Genomic DNA, 17740 nt, shown 5'->3' with positions numbered 1-17740 from the left:
GATGACTCCTGTCTTAGCGTGCCGGCTGAGTAGTCGCAGTGGACTGCTCGTAGTGATAGCGACCGGTTTTCAGGCTGCTTGGGCCAAGGCGCGCGAACTTGAACATCAGGAACAGTTCAGCCACCAGGAACAGGGTGTACAGACCGCAAATCAGCAGCATGGAGAAGATCAGGTCGCCTGCAGTCAGGGAAGAGTTCGCTACCGCCGTTGGCAGTACCTCACCAATGGCCCATGGCTGACGGCCATACTCCGCAACAAACCAGCCGGATTCGATAGCGATCCACGGTAGTGGAATACCGTACAGCGCCGTGCGCAGCAGCCATTTTTTCTCGCCGATGCGGTTACGAATGACGGACCAGAAGGAAGCCGCAATGATCAGCAGCATGATGATGCCGCAGCCCACCATGATACGGAATGCGAAGTACAGTGGCGCAACACGCGGAATGGAGTCTTTGGTCGCCATCTGGATCTGCGCTTCCGTCGCATCAGAAACGTTCGGGGTATAGCGTTTCAGCAGTAGACCGTAACCCAGATCTTTCTTCACGTCGTTGAACTGGTCACGTACCGCCTGATCGGTCGAACCGGCACGCAGCTGTTCCAGCAGCGAGTAGGCTTTCATACCGTTACGGATACGCTCTTCGTGCTGAACCATCAGCTCTTTCAGACCAGTGACCTGCTTATCAACAGAACGGGTGGCGATGATACCCAGCGCGTAAGGGATCTGAATCGCGAAGCGGTTTTCCTGCGCGTCCTGATCGGGAATACCGAACAGCGTAAAGGCAGCAGGCGCGGGTTGAGTTTCCCATTCAGCTTCGATTGCAGCCAGTTTGGTTTTCTGCACGTCACCCATTTCGTAACCGGATTCATCACCCAGAACGATAACAGAGAGGATGGCAGCCATACCGAAGCTTGCAGCGATAGCAAAGGAGCGCTTAGCAAAGGCGAAGTCACGACCGCGCAGCATGTAGTAAGAGCTGATGCCCAGAATGAACATCGCGCCGCACACGTAACCAGAAGCCACGGTGTGAACGAATTTCACCTGTGCAACCGGGTTCAGGACCAGCTCGGCAAAGCTGACCATCTCCATACGCATGGTCTCGAAGTTGAAATCAGACGCGATGGGGTTCTGCATCCAGCCGTTCGCCACCAGGATCCACAGCGCGGACAGGTTCGAACCTAATGCCACCAGCCAGGTGACGGCCATATGCTGAACTTTACCCAGACGGTCCCAGCCGAAGAAGAACAGACCTACAAAGGTGGATTCGAGGAAGAAGGCCATCAGACCTTCAATGGCCAGCGGCGCACCGAAGATGTCCCCTACATAGTGGGAATAATATGACCAGTTAGTCCCGAACTGGAACTCCATGGTCAGACCGGTGGCCACGCCCAGTGCGAAGTTGATACCAAACAACTTGCCCCAGAACTTGGTCATATCTTTATAAATCTGTTTGCCGGAGAGGACGTAAACCGTTTCCATAATGGCCAGCAGGAACGCCATACCGAGCGTCAGCGGCACAAACAGGAAGTGGTACATCGCGGTCAAGGCAAACTGTAAGCGCGACAGTTCGACTACGTCTAACATTATGACTCCTTGCTCATCGCATGAAGACTCCGAGAGTGAACCCCGTCAGAAGAGATCCACACGCATGCCCCAATACAAATTATTCGCATCCTGGTCGTCGTTATTACCCTGAAGAAGGATAAAAACGATGACGTCAGGTTACAAATAGGTTAATAAAAAACTCAAATTGATCCCGCAAATATAATACGCTGCAAAACCCTTACAATAAACAGGTTTTTATTGAATCACATTTACGTTTTTCGACGGCGATCAATTTATAGCAAAATTACCACTTTTCGGCCATTTTGATCGGGAACAATTTAGCGCTTTTCAACGCCTTTTTCCAAGGATTAAACATTGATTTAAATCAAAAACCAGCAGCAATGTTAATCATGTTTAATCGCGGTGAGAATGGTAAAAACCATGTTAACGATATGTACATACAAGGATGTGATAGGTTATCGAAGAAGGAAAAAATATAAACAGAAGTGATTTTTATTAACGCGAGAGAAATTGTCCTTTTCAAGCGCGACCAACAATAAAGCGTAGTCGAGCCAGATTATTTTTCCATTGCTTTTCTGCAACCCTTAGAAATTACATTTAATTTACCTTTATCACCCCATAAGTTAACACCACGGTGTGATTATTCAATGAAAAAAGGCCGCTAACGCTGCAGCCTTTTATCACTGTTTTCAGCCGACAAGCACGCTAAAGGTGCGTGACTGTCCAGGCCTGAATACCCCGGCAATGCCCTCGCCTTCATGCTGCGCTAACACCTGTTCATTCATGTCCGTTTCGCAGCACCGTTTCACCGTCGGATTCACAGATAACGTCGCATCACATGCGCTGGACGCTGACGGGTTAAACAGACGAAGAATAAGCTCATCACGATCTTCCGCCTTTTTGAGAGCACTGAGCACACATCCCGTTGGCGAAAGCGCTAATAAACTGTAACTTTCCGGCGTGGTAAACGGTGCGCGGTTCAGTTTCATGGCATCCCAGGGAATTTTGTTGTAGCACTGTACGGGCGTTAACCACGATTTAGCCTGCTGCGCGACACCCGCATTTTCCGGCGTACCGCTGAAACTGAAGAGACTAAAGCGACAGCTTAACGCGCCCCGAACCTGGGAGTCAGGAACGGGCAGTTTGATCCCTGATGGTCTGCCGGGACGCAACAGCAAATCTTCTTTGCCGAGTAGCCCCACGCCACGCAACAAGGTTACGGCAAAGGCTTTTTTATCCTCGCCCACCACTTCAAATTCGCGCAGTCCCTCGGTGAACAGCGCCAGCCCGTTTCGTTTCTCCTGCAGGACGGCGTAATTGAGTAAGTTCCAGACGGGAACCGGCGCTTCTTTCCAGCCCTCCTCCTGCCAGTTTTGCATGGCGGGATCCTGCGCAGCACGCGTGACCGTACCAAACTGCGTATCCGCTAACACCTCCTGGGCTGTAAACGGCGTTGGGATCAGCACGCGAACGCGGTGGTCGTCAGCCTGATTGTCCAGACGAACCGCCACATCAATGCGTCTGCTGTTGTGACTAAGCGTGATTTCACACTCAGCGCTGAGAGAACCGTTCCTCTGACGCGCCGTGCGTTCGGCCAGATTAGCCGGAACAGCGATCCGATGACGGATCACCGCCCTGCTCTGCCAGCCTTCATGCGTCACCTCAACCTGATGCTCACCCTGTGCTGAAGTGAGCCTCCACTCTTCCCGGGCAGGCGAGTAGTCGTACTCATCGCCATCATCCGAACTCTCTTCGATTTCCAGTACGCGGTCATAAATCAGCCCGGTTTCTTTGTCACGCAGGCGCAACGTGCCGTCTTCATTGAAATCAACCTGCCAGAACGCATTTTCAAGGAAGGATTCTGTGTTTTTCACCGCTGCGCGCTGCTTCCCGGCCACGTTCGGTTCGATAAACAACGTACGGTACCCCATCGACGGCAGTATCTGGCTGAGCTGAATATCAAACTCCATAAACGGTTCGTAATTGCCGTAATGGACAATCTGTCGGTCGATGAGACCGGGGTCGAGTTCGCGTGCGCTGCGAATGAAATACGGGATCTCGTTACCTTTATCATCCCGCAAACGGAACTGGCTGGCACGCAGTCGGATGGTGGTGTTCATCACCTCTTCACGCGGCCAGGGCATCAGGTTGAACATCACCAGCTTATCGGCATCGCTTTGCGGCATGTTGTCGACAATCTTGCGCATATAGAAACGCACCAGGTTGTCTGCCATGTCTTCAGCCAGTTCGAAGCGGGAGACAATCTCACGATGCACTTTGTCGCTGCAGCAGCAACCGATGCTGTCGTGAGCGTGGTTTTTGAGGATCTCTTTCCACATTTTCTCCAGCAGACCGTGGTGGTAATCGAAGCCCAGCGTCCAGGCAAGGGTCGCCAGTGGCTCGAGGATATTGACAATTTTGTTCTCAATACGCGCATGGGCGATTTTGATGTCCATGCGCGTAGAGCCGATTGTCCGGTGAACGCGCATGTATTTCCCGTCGATAAACTCCCCTTTTACCGTCGCCAGTTCATCGCGGTGCGCATCGATGTGGTCAAATACCTCTTCGAACCGGCTCATCACAAACTGACGCTGGGGATAGATTTCTCGCAGCTTGTCCATTACTGCAAAAATATTCTGCTGCAGCGGCATCTGATCGTGACCGTTGGGCAGCAAAATCTCTTTGGTGACGGAGGCGCTTTCCAGCACCTCGAGATAGCTGTCGAGCCGCTTTCGCAGCCCCGCTTCGTCCTCCGGTAAGTACTTACCAATCGCGTAGCCCAGCGGCAGCACCTGTGCCGTCACTTCGCTGCCGTCCTGGCTCTGCCAGAGAAATTCCGTTTTATCGGTTCCGTGTCGTTCCGAGCAGCCGCGCCAGAACATGGTCCGCGTTATGCCAAACCCGTTATAAATATGCGGAAGCTGACCGGACATACCAAATGAATCGGGCAGATAGCCGATTTTCATCGGCTCGCCGAACGCCATACAGTCGCGAATGCCATACATAAGGTTGCGGACGATCGACTCGCCGCTGACGAGGGTGGTATCAGTCTGGGTATACCAGGGGCCGATAATCAGTTTTCCGCGCTCGACAAGGGCCTTCACGCGCGCGCGGTTTTCAGGCACGACGGCAAAATAATCCTCCAGCACCGCCGTCTGCCCATCAAGGACGTAATATTTATACTCGTCATCCTGCTCCAGGCGGGTCAGGATCTCTTCCATATTATTGACCAGAAGAATACGTGACTCTTCGGTGGTGAAATACCACTCACGGTCCCAGTGCATATGCGGTGTGATATGAACGCGAGATACAGCTTTCATCTTCGTTTCCTGTGTGTGAGTTTTTACCGTATGGCGTCTTCAGTGACGTATTTGCCCTTTTTTACCGCCTGGCGTCGCCAGAGCAGCAGAATAAACGTGGAGATAGCGGCCCCCAGCAGCGCCGCGCCAAACCAGCCCGCCGCGGCAACCACACCGGTCAGCCCTGCGTCGTGAAGTAAAAAGAGAGAGAAAATACCCGCCCCCGGGGTAGACAGCCCGATCCCCATCGCCCCAACAATCGCGCCGGTTACCATGGAGCCGAGCACAAAGGAGCCAATGACGCGAAGGGGATCTTCTATCGCCATCGGAATCGCCCCTTCGGTAATGCCCGCGAGTCCGAGCAGCCACGTTGATTTACCGGTTTCAATTTCAAACGGTTTAAACAGTCCCGGAGCCAGCATCGTTGACGCCGTCACGGTAAAGGCCGAGACCATTTTGACGGAGGCAAAGATGGCATAGGGACCGTATACGCCGTTCGCCATCGCGCCCAGGCAAAACGCGTAAGAGGCTTTGTTGACCGGCCCGCCCAAATCAAATGAACACATAAAGCCGAGGAGCGCCCCCAGGAGCAGCGCATTCGCACCGGACAGACCATTAAGCCAGACGGTGAGCGTGTTATTAAGCCAGGCCACCGGTTCGCCGATCACAAACAGCATCAGGCTACCCGCCCCCAGCACGCCAATGACCGGATAGAGATAAAAGGTTAAAAAGCCGTTATAGCGGCTACTCAGGCGGATGTGATTTTTTACCCAGCGCATCAGGTAACCCGCGATCAGGCCGCCCACGATAGCCCCCAGAAAACCGGAGCCGATCATATTGGCAGCAAGACCAGCAGCAAATCCCGGTGTCAGCGCGGGTTTATCCGCCAGCGAGTAAGCGGTATACGCGGCCAGAACGGGAACCATCAAAATTCCGAGCATGCCGCCGCCAAGCTTGCGGTACATCCACAGCCACGAGTTTTCCTGGTCGAACAAGTGCTGCAAGCCCAGGATTTGCGCCAGCAGTACCGACACGGCCAGCACCGTACCGCCAGCGACGATCAGCGGCACCGCAAAGGAGATCCCGCTGAGGAGCGCCTGTTTGAGCTCACTTTTTACGCCCGTTTTCGTTTCGGTATCGACGTATTCATGACCCGCTTCGGATGAAGGCCGTAGCGCCAGCGCGCGCTCAATTAGCGCTTCAGCATGGCGCAGGGGCTCCGCAACGGGGACGGAAATCGCGGGGATCCCCTGAAAACGCTCACGCTCTTTGATCGCCACGTCTGCGGCAAAAATGCATGCTTTCGCCTCCTTCAACTGCTGCGCAGTGATGCGCCCCTCAATGCCGTTCGCACCCTGCTTTTCGACCACCACGTTGACGCCCAGCCTGCGTCCCGCTTTTTCCAGGTATTCCGCAGCCATATAGGTATGCGCAATTCCAGCCGGACAGGCGGTAACGCAAACGATCGTCGGGGCATTCACCGCAACGGCGGCCTCTTGCGCTTCAGGGGTCGCTTCCAGGGCAGCAAGCACATCTTCCGCCGTGGTGGCTGCCATCACGCGCGCCCGGAGATCGTCATCCGCCAGGCGAGACGTCAGTTCCGTCAGTACCTGAATATGTGTCGACCCCGCTTCGGCAGGAGGAATGGCGAGAAGAAATATCAGCTCAACCTCTTCCGGTCCGTCCACGCCTTCCCACTCCAGCGGTTCGCGCAGCGTTGCCACGGCGAAGGCCGCTTCTCTCACGACGGCTGATTTTCCGTGGGGCACCGCCAGCCCTTCGCCCAGGGCGGTGGGGCCAAGCGATTCCCGATGGAAAACTTCTTTAAGAAAAGCATCGGCATCAGCGATTTTGCCCAGCGCCACCAGACGTGTCGCAAGCTGACGGATTGCCTCATCCCGGCAGGAAAACCGCGCCTGAACGCAAACTGCACGCGGATCGGTCAGGGTCGTCAGGTTCATAGGGATCCTCACATTTAGATCGTTATTGTCTGGGATGGATTCTGGCAGATCTTATAATACATTTATGTGATCACTTTCACTAATAAGCCAATTTGTATTTTATTTGTATTATTTACAAATCATCAGTTGAATGCATAATTCCCTGAAAAGGTATTAAGCAGGCGCAATCAAATGGGTAATAAACCGATGTACCGGCAGATAGCCGATGCGTTTCGCGAGAAAATTAACGCCGGGGAGTTAAAACCCGGTGACGCGCTCCCGACGGAGTCCAGCCTTCAGGAGACGTTTAGCGTTAGCCGTGTCACCGTCCGGCAGGCCCTGAAACTGCTGGCTGATGAGCAGATTATCGAAAGCATTCAGGGCAGCGGCTCTTATGTAAAAGAGGAACGCGTAAATTACGATATCTACCAGCTCACCGGTTTTTACGAAAAGCTGGCGGACCGAAACGTCGATACGCACAGTGATGTTAAAATTTTTGAAGTGGTGAAAGCCGATGAGCGGCTTGCGGCAACGCTGGCCATCAATCCGGAGGATAAAGTCTGGCACGTGAAGCGCGTACGCTTCATCAAGCAGAAGCCGGTTAACCTGGAAGAGACATGGATGCCGCTGGCAATGTTCCCCGACCTCACCTGGGACGTGATGGAAAATTCGAAATACCACTACGTCGAGCAGATCAAAAAAATGGTTATCGATCGCAGCGAGCAGGAGCTGGTGCCGATCATGCCATCAGAGGAGGCGATCGCCGCGCTGGCGCTCGATCCGGCCAAACCGATCCTGGAAAAAGCCTCCCGCGGTTTCCTGAAGGACGGACGGGTATTTGAATACAGTCGCAACGTCTTCAATACCGACGATTACAAGTTCACGCTCGTTGCCAAACGCAGGCAATAAAAAAGGCCGCTTTTCAGCGGCCAACCATGTCGAAACGGACATTTTTTTACTTCAACGCTCCCCTGTCGGGGAGCAGAGAGGACTTACTTAATGATGGATTTCAGTGCTTCGCCGATATCCGCCAGGCTGCGAACGGTTTTCACGCCTGCGGCTTCGAGCGCTGCGAATTTCTCGTCAGCCGTACCTTTACCACCGGCGATGATCGCCCCTGCGTGACCCATACGCTTGCCTTTCGGCGCGGTCACACCCGCGATGTAACCGACAACCGGCTTGGTCACGTGTTCTTTGATGTAAGCAGCCGCTTCTTCTTCCGCGCTACCACCGATCTCACCAATCATCACGATCGCTTCGGTCTGTGGATCTTCCTGGAACAGTTTCAGGATGTCGATGAAGTTAGAGCCCGGGATCGGGTCACCGCCGATGCCCACACAGGTGGACTGGCCGAAGCCGTAATCGGTGGTCTGCTTAACGGCTTCATAGGTCAGGGTACCGGAACGGGACACGATGCCCACTTTGCCCGGCTTGTGAATATGACCCGGCATGATGCCGATTTTGCATTCGCCTGGCGTGATGACGCCTGGGCAGTTCGGGCCGATCATGCGCACGCCGGCTTCATCCAGCTTCACTTTCACGGTCAGCATATCCAGCGTCGGGATACCTTCAGTGATGGTGATGATCAGTTTGATGCCCGCGTCGATCGCTTCCAGAATGGAGTCTTTGCAGAACGGTGCCGGAACGTAGATAACGGTCGCGGTTGCGCCCGTCGCTTCTACGGCTTCACGCACGGTGTTGAACACCGGCAGGCCCAGGTGCGTGGTGCCACCTTTACCTGGCGTGACGCCGCCAACCATCTGCGTACCGTAGGCAATCGCCTGTTCGGAGTGGAAAGTCCCCTGGCTACCGGTGAAGCCCTGGCAGATAACCTTGGTATCTTTATTAATTAAAACTGACATTATTTCCCCTCCACTGCGGCAACAACCTGCTGAGCTGCATCCGTCAGACTTTTCGCTGCAATAATATTCAGGCCGCTGTCAGCCAGTTTTTTCGCGCCGAGTTCAGCGTTGTTACCTTCCAGACGTACAACCACCGGAACGTTAACACCCACTTCTTCTACCGCACCAATGATACCGTCGGCGATCAGGTCGCAACGAACGATGCCGCCGAAGATGTTAACCAGAACCGCTTTAACATTGTCGTCAGAGAGGATGATTTTGAACGCTTCGGTCACGCGCTCTTTGGTTGCGCCACCGCCCACGTCGAGGAAGTTCGCTGGCTCACCACCGTGCAGCTTAACGATGTCCATGGTGCCCATTGCCAGGCCCGCACCGTTGACCATACAGCCGATGTTGCCGTCCAGCGCCACGTAGTTCAGTTCCCACTGTGCAGCCTGTGCTTCACGCGGGTCTTCCTGAGACTGGTCGCGCATTTCGCGCAGATCCGGCTGGCGGAACAGCGCGTTGCCGTCAGCGCCCAGTTTGCCGTCGAGGCAGATCAGATCGCCCTGGGTGGTGATCACCAGCGGGTTAATCTCGATCAGCGCCAGGTCGCGCTCCAGGAAGATAGTCGCCAGACCCATGAAGATCTTGGTGAACTGCTGAACCAGCTTGCCTTCCAGACCCAGTTTGAACGCCAGCTCGCGACCCTGGTAAGGCATTGGGCCTGCCAGCGGATCGATCGCCACTTTGTGGATCAAATGTGGGGTTTCTTCCGCCACTTTTTCGATTTCCACGCCGCCTTCGGTAGACGCCATGAACACCACGCGACGGGAGCTACGGTCAACAACCGCGCCCAGGTACAGCTCTTTAGCGATATCGGTCGCTGCTTCAACCAGGATCTGGTTAACCGGCTGGCCGTTTGCATCTGTCTGGTAGGTCACCAGACGTTTGCCGAGCCAATGTTCAGCAAACGCACGAATCTCTTCTTTGCTCTTAACAACCTTCACACCGCCCGCTTTACCACGGCCACCAGCGTGAACCTGACATTTAACTACCCACGGGCCGGAACCGATTTTAGATGCGGCTTCTTCTGCTTCACGCGGGGTAGTACAGGCATAACCCACCGGAGCCGGTAAGCCATACCGGGCAAACAGCTGTTTGGCCTGATATTCATGTAAGTTCATGTGTTCTATCCATCCTTCAGGTAATCGTTAGGTAGTGCTTTTAGTGGCCCGGCAGCCATACGCCGCCGGGCAAGACTGCAAAACTAGACGTCCAGCAGCAGACGCGTTGGATCTTCCAGCAGCTCTTTAATGGCAACCAGGAAGCCCACGGACTCGCGGCCGTCGATCAGGCGGTGATCGTAAGAGAGCGCCAGGTACATCATTGGCAGGATCTCAACTTTACCGTCTACCGCCATCGGACGATCTTTAATGGCATGCATACCCAGGATCGCGCTCTGCGGCGGGTTAATGATCGGGGTAGACATCAGCGAGCCGAATACGCCGCCGTTGGTAATGGTGAAGTTACCGCCGGTCAGGTCGTCTACGGTCAGCTTGCCGTCGCGGCCTTTAACAGCCAGCTCTTTGATATTTTTCTCGATGTCAGCCATACCCAAGGTATCCACATCACGCAGAACCGGGGTGACCAGACCACGTGGAGTAGAAACCGCCATGCTGACGTCGAAATAGTTGTGGTAAACCACGTCATCGCCATCGATGGACGCGTTCACTTCCGGGTAGCGTTTCAGCGCTTCAACGACAGCCTTCACGTAGAAGGACATAAAGCCCAGACGGATACCGTGACGTTTTTCAAACGCGTCACCGTACTGCTTACGCAGGTCCATGATTGGCTTCATGTTCACTTCGTTGAAGGTGGTCAGCATCGCGGTGGAGTTTTTCGCTTCCAGCAGACGCTCGGCCACGCGCTTACGCAGGCGCGTCATTGGGACGCGTTTTTCGCTGCGGGCACCCAGAGCAGGCTGAGCTGCTGCTGGCGCTGCCGCAGGGGCTTTCGCTTCTGCCTGAGCAGGTGCTTTCGCCAGGTGCTTGTCGATGTCTTCACGCGTCAGACGGCCACCCACACCGGTGCCTTTGATGGCAGCCGGGTCAAGGCTATGTTCAGCCAGCAGGCGACGGATCGCCGGGCTGAGGGCGTCGTTAGACTGTTCTTCCAGAGAAGCCTGCTGGCGCTGAGCCGGCGTAGAGGCTTTCTCTTCAGACTTGGCGCTGGACTCTTTACCCGCGCTGTTGCCTTCACGCAGGCGACCCAGGATCTGACGAGAGGTGACGGTCGTACCTTCATCTTCCAGCACCGCGTCCAGTACGCCATCCGCCGAAGCCGGTACTTCCAGTACCACTTTGTCAGTTTCGATTTCTACCAGCACTTCATCGCGCTTAACGGCATCGCCTGGTTTTTTGTGCCAGGTAGCGACGGTCGCATCTGCTACAGATTCAGGCAGGTCGGGAACAAGAATATCTACGCTACTCATTATGTATCCTTTAATTAATCGACGTTCAGCGCGTCATTGACCAGATCTTGTTGCTGCTTCTGGTGAACGGACATATACCCTACCGCCGGAGAGGCGGAGGCCGGGCGACCTGCGTAACGCAGAGCGGACCCAAATGGAATCACTTCACGGAAATGATGCTGGCTGCAGTACCATGCGCCCTGGTTAAGCGGCTCTTCCTGGCACCAGACAAAATCATGAACGTGAGCGTAAGGTTTCAGCACTTCCTGCATCGCCTGATGCGGGAACGGATAAAGCTGTTCGATACGCACGATGGCGACATCTTTCTGATCGTTCTTACGGCGCTGTTCCAGCAGGTCGTAATAAACCTTACCAGAACACATCACCACACGCTTCACGGCCTGCGGATCCAGCTCGTCAATCTCACCGATGGCTGGCAGGAAGGTGCCGTTTGCCAGCTCATCCAGGCTGGATACCGCCAGCGGATGGCGCAGCAGGGATTTCGGAGACATGACCACCAGCGGACGGCGCATACCGCGCAGTGCCTGACGACGCAGCATGTGGTAGACCTGAGCCGGAGTGGACGGCACGCAAACCTGCATGTTCTGCTCAGCGCAAAGTTGCAGATAGCGTTCCAGACGCGCGGAGGAGTGCTCCGGACCCTGGCCTTCATAACCGTGCGGCAGCAGCATGACCAGACCACACATGCGGCCCCACTTCTGCTCGCCGGAGGAGATGAACTGGTCGATAACGACCTGCGCACCGTTCGCGAAGTCACCGAACTGCGCTTCCCAGATGGTCAGGGTGCGTGGTTCAGCGGTGGCGTAGCCGTATTCGAAGGCCAGTACCGCTTCTTCAGACAGTACGGAGTCCCAGACCTTGAACTGGCCCTGACCGTTGTGGACGTGCTGCAGTGGGGTATAGGTTGAACCGTTAGACTGATTGTGAACCACCGCGTGACGGTGGAAGAAGGTGCCACGGCCCGCATCTTCGCCGGACAGACGCACGGGAATGCCTTCGTCAACCAGCGTTGCATAAGCCAGCGTTTCCGCGCCACCCCAGTCAAACAGCTTCTCACCTGCTGCCATGGACTGACGGTCAGCATAGATTTTCGCCACGCGAGACTGCATCTCGATAGCGTCTGGTACGGTGCTGATGCGTTTAGCCAGCTCCTGCAGACGCTTCATCTCAACCTTGTTCGGGTAGCTCTCATCCCACTCGTGGTTGAGGTACGGCGACCAGGTAAAGGAGTGCATGTTCATCGGACGCAGCTCTTTCACTACGCATTCACCCGCATCCAGCGCATCGCGGTAGAGGTTGACCAGTTCGGTCGCATCTTCCAGCGTCGCCACTTTTTCGCTTTCCAGCTTGTCAGCATAGATTTTGCGTGGCGTCGGGTGTTTTTTGATTTTCTGATACATCAGCGGCTGGGTTGCACTTGGCTCATCCGCTTCGTTGTGGCCGTGACGGCGGTAGCAGAAGAGGTCAATGAACACATCGCGTTTGAAGGTATTACGGAAGTCCAGCGCCAGACGGGTCACGAAAGCGACAGCTTCCGGATCGTCCGCGTTCACGTGGAAGATCGGCGCCTGAACCATTTTACCGATGTCGGTGCAATATGGTGTAGAGCGGGCATCCAGCGGGTTAGAGGTGGTGAAGCCCACCTGGTTGTTGATCACGATGCGAACGGTACCGCCCACTTCATAACCACGCGCTTTCGACATGTTCAGGGTTTCCTGAACCACGCCCTGCCCGGTTACCGCCGCATCACCGTGAATGGTGATTGGCAGCACTTTGTTGCTGCTTGGCTCGTCCAGACGATCCAGACGCGCACGCACGGAACCGATAACCACCGGGCTGACGATCTCCAGGTGTGACGGGTTAAACGCCAGCGCCAGGTGAACCAGACCGCCTTCGGTTTCGATATCAGACGAGAAGCCCATGTGGTACTTCACGTCGCCGGTGCCGAGGTGCTCTTTATGTTTGCCCGCAAATTCGTCGAACAGGTCCTGCGGTTTTTTACCCAGCACGTTGACCAGGACGTTCAGACGACCACGGTGCGCCATGCCCAGTACCACTTCACGGGTACCGCTCTTGCCTGCATGACGAATCAGCTCTTTCAGCATCGGCACCAGCGCGTCGCCGCCTTCCAGCGAGAAGCGTTTTGCGCCCGGGAATTTCGCGCCCAGATAGCGCTCAAGGCCCTCTGCTGCAGTCAGTTCGCCAAGGAAACGTTTTTTCTCGTCTGCTGAGAAATTCGCATGGCCCGCTACGGATTCGATGCGCTGCTGGATCCAGCGTTTCTCTTCGGTAGAGGTAATGTGCATGTATTCCGCGCCGATGGAGCCGCAGTAGGTTTGCTTGAGCGCATCAATAAGTTCGCCCAGCTTCATCGTGTCTTTGCCGATGGCAAAAGAACCTACGTTAAAGCTTTCCTGGAAATCGGCCTCGGTCAGATCGTGATACGCCGGATCGAGATCGGCCACACGTTCTTGCTGCCACAGTCCCAGCGGATCGAGATTCGCATGCTGGTGACCACGGAAGCGATAAGCGTTGATAAGCTGCAGGACTTTAACCTGCTTCGCATTTGTGTCAGGGTCGGAAATCGCAGAAGAGTAACGTGAGGCATCCTTCGCCAGACGACGGAAATAATCACGTGTTTTGGAATGGAATTGATCCGGTTTGACCCCTGTGCCAGGCAACTGCTGGAACATGGAACGCCAGTTTGCGTCCACTGAGTCAGGATCGGTTAAGAAGTCTTCATAGAGCTGTTCAATCCAGCTCTGGTTCGCACCAGAAAGGAAAGAAGAGTCCAGCCAGGCTTTCATTGCGCCGTTCTGCATCGTGATCCCTTAAGCATTTTTATGCTTACTTTCGCCGTAGAAACTACCACGCACACCACGTGTACGTGCCGGGGTTCACCTGCGAGCTCTTTTCATTTGGCCCGCGAAGGAACCTTTAGAAACTGTCTAAACTTCAGGGCAGTTTTTAAAGGTTTCTGCAATTTTCCCGGTGGCGCTACGCTTACCGGGCCTACTGTTACGTAGGCCGGATAAGCGCAGCGCCATCCGGCGTTTTTACTTACGCACTGCGCTGCAGCAGCATCGACTTAATATGGCCGATGGCGCGCGTCGGGTTCAGTCCCTTCGGACATACACTGACGCAGTTCATGATGCTATGGCAGCGGAATACGCTGAAAGCGTCACTCAGTCCTTCCAGACGACTCTCGGTTTCGGTGTCGCGGCTATCGATCAGGAAGCGATAGGCAGCCAGCAGACCGGCCGGGCCGATAAACTTGTCCGGGTTCCACCAGAACGACGGACAGGACGTTGAACAACATGCGCAGAGAATACACTCGTACAACCCATCGAGTTTTTCACGCTGCTCAGGAGACTGTAAGTGCTCGCGAGCGGGTGGATTTTGCCCATTATTCAATAAGTAAGGCTTAATCTTCTCATATTGTGCATAGAATTGCCCCATGTCTACCACCAAATCACGCACGACCGGCAGGCCTGGCAGAGGACGGATAACAATTTTCTGACCAGGACGCTGCAACGCGGAAATGGGCGTGATGCAGGCCAGGCCATTTTTGCCGTTCATGTTCACGCCATCAGAGCCGCAGACCCCTTCACGGCAGGAGCGACGGAACGACAGTGTCGGATCTTTTTCTTTCAGCTGGATTAACGCATCCAGCAGCATCATGTCGCGACCTTCTTCCGCTTCCAGGGTGTAGTCCTGCATACGCGGAGCATCATCAACATCCGGGTTATAACGATAAACTGAGAATTCGAGTTTCATTATCCTGTCTCCGCATTAGTAAGTACGAATCTTCGGCGGGAACGCCGGACGCAGTTTCGGTTCCATGTTGACGCTACGACGCGTCATGGATTCCGACTCTGGCAGATACAGGGAATGGCACAGCCAGTTTTCGTCATCACGATCCGGGAAGTCGAAGCGGCTATGCGCGCCACGGCTCTCGGTACGGAAGTTTGCCGACATCGCGGTCGCGAATGCGGTTTCCATCAGGTTATCCAGCTCCAGGCATTCAACGCGCTGGGTGTTGAACTCGCTGGAGGTGTCATCCAGACGGGCATTTTTCAGACGCTCGCGGATCGCTTTCAACTGCTCAAGACCTTTGGCCATTGCGTCACCTTCGCGGAATACCGAGAAGTTATGCTGCATGCATTCCTGGAGTGCTTTACGGATTTCCACCGGATCTTCGCCGTTACGGTTGCCGTTCCAGCGGTTGAGGCGCTCAAGAGAGGCATCAATTTCGTCGTCGGTCGCGTCACGCAGCGCGCCCTGCTCGGCAATGGATTCCTGCAGATGCAGACCAACTGCACGGCCGAATACCACCAGGTCCAGCAGCGAGTTGCCGCCGAGACGGTTTGCGCCGTGAACGGATACGCAGGCAATTTCACCTACGGCGAACAGGCCAGGAATAACCACATCTTCACCCTGCTCGTTCACGGTCAACGCCTGACCGGTCACTTTGGTCGGAATACCGCCCATCATGTAGTGGCAGGTTGGGATAACAGGAATTGGCTCTTTCACCGGGTCGACGTGTGCGAAGGTACGAGACAGCTCCAGAATGCCCGGCAGACGGGATTCCAGCACCTCTTTACCCAGATGGTCGAGTTTCAGCTTCGCGTGTGGACCCCATGGGCCATCACAGCCGCGGCCTTCACGGATTTCGATCATGATGGAACGCGCCACCACGTCACGACCCGCCAGGTCTTTCGCATTCGGGGCATAACGCTCCATGAAGCGTTCGCCGTGTTTGTTCAGCAGGTAGCCGCCTTCACCACGGCAGCCTTCTGTTACCAGAACGCCGGCACCGGCGATACCGGTTGGGTGGAACTGCCACATTTCCATATCCTGAACCGGCACGCCTGCGCGGATTGCCATGCCAACACCGTCACCGGTGTTGATGTGGGCGTTGGTGGTGGACTGGTAAATACGGCCTGCACCGCCGGTGGCCAGCACGGTTGCGCGGGCTTTGAAGTAAACGACTTCACCGGTTTCGATACACAGCGCGGTACAACCGACCACTGCGCCATCGGCATTTTTCACCAGATCCAGCGCATACCACTCGGAGAAGATGGTGGTGTGGTTTTTCAGGTTCTGCTGATACAGGGTGTGCAGCAGTGCGTGGCCTGTACGGTCAGCCGCCGCTGCGGTACGTGCCGCCTGCTCGCCGCCGAAGTTTTTCGACTGGCCGCCAAACGGACGCTGATAGATGGTGCCGTTTTCCAGACGGGAGAACGGCAGCCCCATGTGGTCCAGCTCCAGAATCGCTTCCGGGCCGGTCTTACACATATATTCGATGGCATCCTGGTCGCCGATGTAGTCGGAACCTTTTACCGTGTCGTACATGTGCCATTCCCAGTTATCTTCATGGGAGTTACCCAGCGCAACGGTAATACCGCCCTGCGCGGATACTGTGTGGGAACGGGTCGGGAACACTTTAGAGAGCAGCGCACAGGTCTGACCGCTCTGGGAAATTTGCAGTGCGGCACGCATACCTGCGCCACCGGCACCAATCACAACAGCATCAAATTCTCTGACTGGCAGTTTCATTACACACCCCACACCACAACGAATCCATAAATAACGTAAACCACCAGTGCAACGACAATGGCCAGCTGCAGAGGAAGGCGAATCGCCAGCGGTTTAACGTAATCGGTCAACACCTGCCACATACCAATCCACGCATGAATAAGGATGGAGAACAGCGCCAGCAGGGTGAACACTTTGGTGAAGGCGGATCCGAAGAACCCACTCCAGATTTCCCACGTCAGCGTACCGCTGGTCGCGAAGAAACCAATCATATAGATGATGTAAAGGGTGAGAACGATGGCGGTAGCACGGACAAGAATGAAGTCATGTACGCCGTTGCGTCCTAATGCGGAGGCGTTGCTTACCATACGAGAACTCCTGCGAGAAGTGAAAGCACGACAGTAATCACAAATGAAATGTTAGCGGAGCGTTTCCCGGCTTCGAACGTCTCTTCCAGGTAGCCAAAGTCCATCAGCATATGACGAACACCCACGACGACGTGGTACGCCAGCGCGGTCAGAATGCCCCACATGATGAATTTCACGAAGAAGCTGTTCATGATGGCAGAGGCCTGGAGGAATCCTTCAGGGGAGGAGAGGCTGGTACCCAGTAACCACAGCAGAATGCCGACCGCCACAAACGTAATTACACCTGAAACACGGTGCAGAATGGACGCTATTGCTGTTACGGGGAACCGGATCGTTTTCAGATCCAGATTGACAGGTCTTTGTTTTTTCACATTTCTTATCATGAATAACGCCCACATGCTGTTCTTATTGTTTCCTTCCTCCGGACTGCGATGCGGGTCAAGCAGCGTTCCTTTTCTATAACTGCGCGTCATGCAAAACAATGCTTCCAGATGCTTCAACGACACATTACAACGCTGGGTGGCTCGGGATTGCAGGGTGTTCCGGAGACCTGGCGGCAGTATAGGCCGTTCACAAAATCATTACAATTAACCTACATACAGTTTGTCGGGTTTTCTCTGGAACAGTGATCAGGGTCACGATAACAACATCTTTTTAATTTTTAATCATCTGATTTGACAAATGTTAAACAATATT

The 17740-nt window shown here is 54.8% G+C and carries 12 protein-coding genes; 1 reads left to right on the top strand and 11 read right to left on the bottom strand.

Annotated features, from left to right (window positions below):
• Positions 1 to 13: 13 nt before the first annotated feature.
• The 3 genes from cydA to mngA all read right to left on the bottom strand — a co-directional run bounded on the left by cydA (position 14) and on the right by mngA (position 6824).
• A complete protein-coding gene (gene cydA, locus G0034_RS06430) occupies positions 14 to 1582 on the bottom strand; it encodes a cytochrome ubiquinol oxidase subunit I (protein ID WP_014883043.1) in 1569 nt (522 codons plus the stop codon).
• A gap of 671 nt (positions 1583 to 2253) precedes the next feature.
• On the bottom strand, positions 2254 to 4884 hold the full coding sequence (gene mngB / locus G0034_RS06425; protein WP_023336932.1) for a mannosylglycerate hydrolase: 2631 nt from the start codon (positions 4882 to 4884) through the stop codon (positions 2254 to 2256).
• A gap of 23 nt (positions 4885 to 4907) precedes the next feature.
• Positions 4908 to 6824: a PTS 2-O-a-mannosyl-D-glycerate transporter subunit IIABC gene (gene mngA, locus G0034_RS06420; protein ID WP_179120635.1), complete on the bottom strand. Its 1917-nt coding sequence runs from the start codon at positions 6822 to 6824 to the stop codon at positions 4908 to 4910.
• Positions 6825 to 6995: 171 nt separating this feature from the next.
• On the opposite strand from mngA, the gene G0034_RS06415 reads away from it, so the two are divergent.
• The gene (locus G0034_RS06415; RefSeq protein WP_014883040.1) at positions 6996 to 7712 is read left to right on the top strand and encodes a GntR family transcriptional regulator; all 717 of its coding nucleotides are present in this window, start codon (positions 6996 to 6998) and stop codon (positions 7710 to 7712) included.
• Positions 7713 to 7795: 83 nt separating this feature from the next.
• On the opposite strand, the gene sucD is transcribed toward G0034_RS06415, so the two are convergent.
• From sucD to sdhC, 8 genes are all read right to left on the bottom strand, one after another.
• The gene (sucD, locus tag G0034_RS06410) at positions 7796 to 8665 is read right to left on the bottom strand and encodes a succinate--CoA ligase subunit alpha (RefSeq protein WP_008501094.1); all 870 of its coding nucleotides are present in this window, start codon (positions 8663 to 8665) and stop codon (positions 7796 to 7798) included.
• On the bottom strand, positions 8665 to 9831 hold the full coding sequence (gene sucC / locus G0034_RS06405; RefSeq protein WP_006809579.1) for an ADP-forming succinate--CoA ligase subunit beta: 1167 nt from the start codon (positions 9829 to 9831) through the stop codon (positions 8665 to 8667). The genes sucD and sucC overlap by 1 nt, the downstream gene beginning before the upstream one ends.
• A gap of 83 nt (positions 9832 to 9914) precedes the next feature.
• The gene (odhB, locus tag G0034_RS06400; protein ID WP_014883039.1) at positions 9915 to 11138 is read right to left on the bottom strand and encodes a 2-oxoglutarate dehydrogenase complex dihydrolipoyllysine-residue succinyltransferase; all 1224 of its coding nucleotides are present in this window, start codon (positions 11136 to 11138) and stop codon (positions 9915 to 9917) included.
• A gap of 14 nt (positions 11139 to 11152) precedes the next feature.
• Positions 11153 to 13960 carry a 2-oxoglutarate dehydrogenase E1 component gene (gene sucA / locus G0034_RS06395; RefSeq protein WP_014883038.1) on the bottom strand — a complete coding sequence of 936 codons (2808 nt, stop codon included), beginning with the start codon at positions 13958 to 13960 and terminating at the stop codon, positions 11153 to 11155.
• A gap of 238 nt (positions 13961 to 14198) precedes the next feature.
• On the bottom strand, positions 14199 to 14915 hold the full coding sequence (gene sdhB, locus G0034_RS06390) for a succinate dehydrogenase iron-sulfur subunit SdhB (RefSeq protein WP_014883037.1): 717 nt from the start codon (positions 14913 to 14915) through the stop codon (positions 14199 to 14201).
• 15 nt (positions 14916 to 14930) lie between these two features.
• Positions 14931 to 16697 (bottom strand): succinate dehydrogenase flavoprotein subunit, encoded by a 1767-nt coding sequence (sdhA, locus tag G0034_RS06385; protein WP_014883036.1) that lies wholly within the window; start codon positions 16695 to 16697, stop codon positions 14931 to 14933.
• Positions 16697 to 17044 carry a succinate dehydrogenase membrane anchor subunit gene (gene sdhD / locus G0034_RS06380; RefSeq protein ID WP_008501088.1) on the bottom strand — a complete coding sequence of 116 codons (348 nt, stop codon included), beginning with the start codon at positions 17042 to 17044 and terminating at the stop codon, positions 16697 to 16699. The genes sdhA and sdhD overlap by 1 nt, the downstream gene beginning before the upstream one ends.
• Complete coding sequence (gene sdhC / locus G0034_RS06375; protein WP_020684965.1) at positions 17038 to 17442, bottom strand: succinate dehydrogenase cytochrome b556 subunit; 405 nt, start codon at positions 17440 to 17442, stop codon at positions 17038 to 17040. The genes sdhD and sdhC overlap by 7 nt, the downstream gene beginning before the upstream one ends.
• Positions 17443 to 17740: the final 298 nt, after the last annotated feature.

Source organism: Enterobacter sp. T2, assembly GCF_010692925.1.
In the GTDB taxonomy this organism is placed as follows: domain Bacteria; phylum Pseudomonadota; class Gammaproteobacteria; order Enterobacterales; family Enterobacteriaceae; genus Enterobacter; species Enterobacter kobei.
Note: the sequence above shows the minus strand (reverse complement) of the source record. Positions and strands in the feature narration are given on the sequence as shown.

Excerpts from the sequence above, each read along its gene's own strand:
- mngB (WP_023336932.1), bottom strand. The coding sequence starts at position 4,884 with ATGAAAGCTGTATCTCGCGTTCATATCACACCGCATATGCACTGGGAC.
- sucD (WP_008501094.1), bottom strand. The coding sequence starts at position 8,665 with ATGTCAGTTTTAATTAATAAAGATACCAAGGTTATCTGCCAGGGCTTC.
- odhB (WP_014883039.1), bottom strand. The coding sequence starts at position 11,138 with ATGAGTAGCGTAGATATTCTTGTTCCCGACCTGCCTGAATCTGTAGCA.
- cydA (WP_014883043.1), bottom strand. The coding sequence starts at position 1,582 with ATGTTAGACGTAGTCGAACTGTCGCGCTTACAGTTTGCCTTGACCGCG.
- sdhD (WP_008501088.1), bottom strand. The coding sequence starts at position 17,044 with ATGGTAAGCAACGCCTCCGCATTAGGACGCAACGGCGTACATGACTTC.
- sucC (WP_006809579.1), bottom strand. The coding sequence starts at position 9,831 with ATGAACTTACATGAATATCAGGCCAAACAGCTGTTTGCCCGGTATGGC.
- sdhC (WP_020684965.1), bottom strand. The coding sequence starts at position 17,442 with ATGTGGGCGTTATTCATGATAAGAAATGTGAAAAAACAAAGACCTGTC.
- sucA (WP_014883038.1), bottom strand. The coding sequence starts at position 13,960 with ATGCAGAACGGCGCAATGAAAGCCTGGCTGGACTCTTCTTTCCTTTCT.
- mngA (WP_179120635.1), bottom strand. The coding sequence starts at position 6,824 with ATGAACCTGACGACCCTGACCGATCCGCGTGCAGTTTGCGTTCAGGCG.
- G0034_RS06415 (WP_014883040.1), top strand. The coding sequence starts at position 6,996 with ATGGGTAATAAACCGATGTACCGGCAGATAGCCGATGCGTTTCGCGAG.
- sdhB (WP_014883037.1), bottom strand. The coding sequence starts at position 14,915 with ATGAAACTCGAATTCTCAGTTTATCGTTATAACCCGGATGTTGATGAT.
- sdhA (WP_014883036.1), bottom strand. The coding sequence starts at position 16,697 with ATGAAACTGCCAGTCAGAGAATTTGATGCTGTTGTGATTGGTGCCGGT.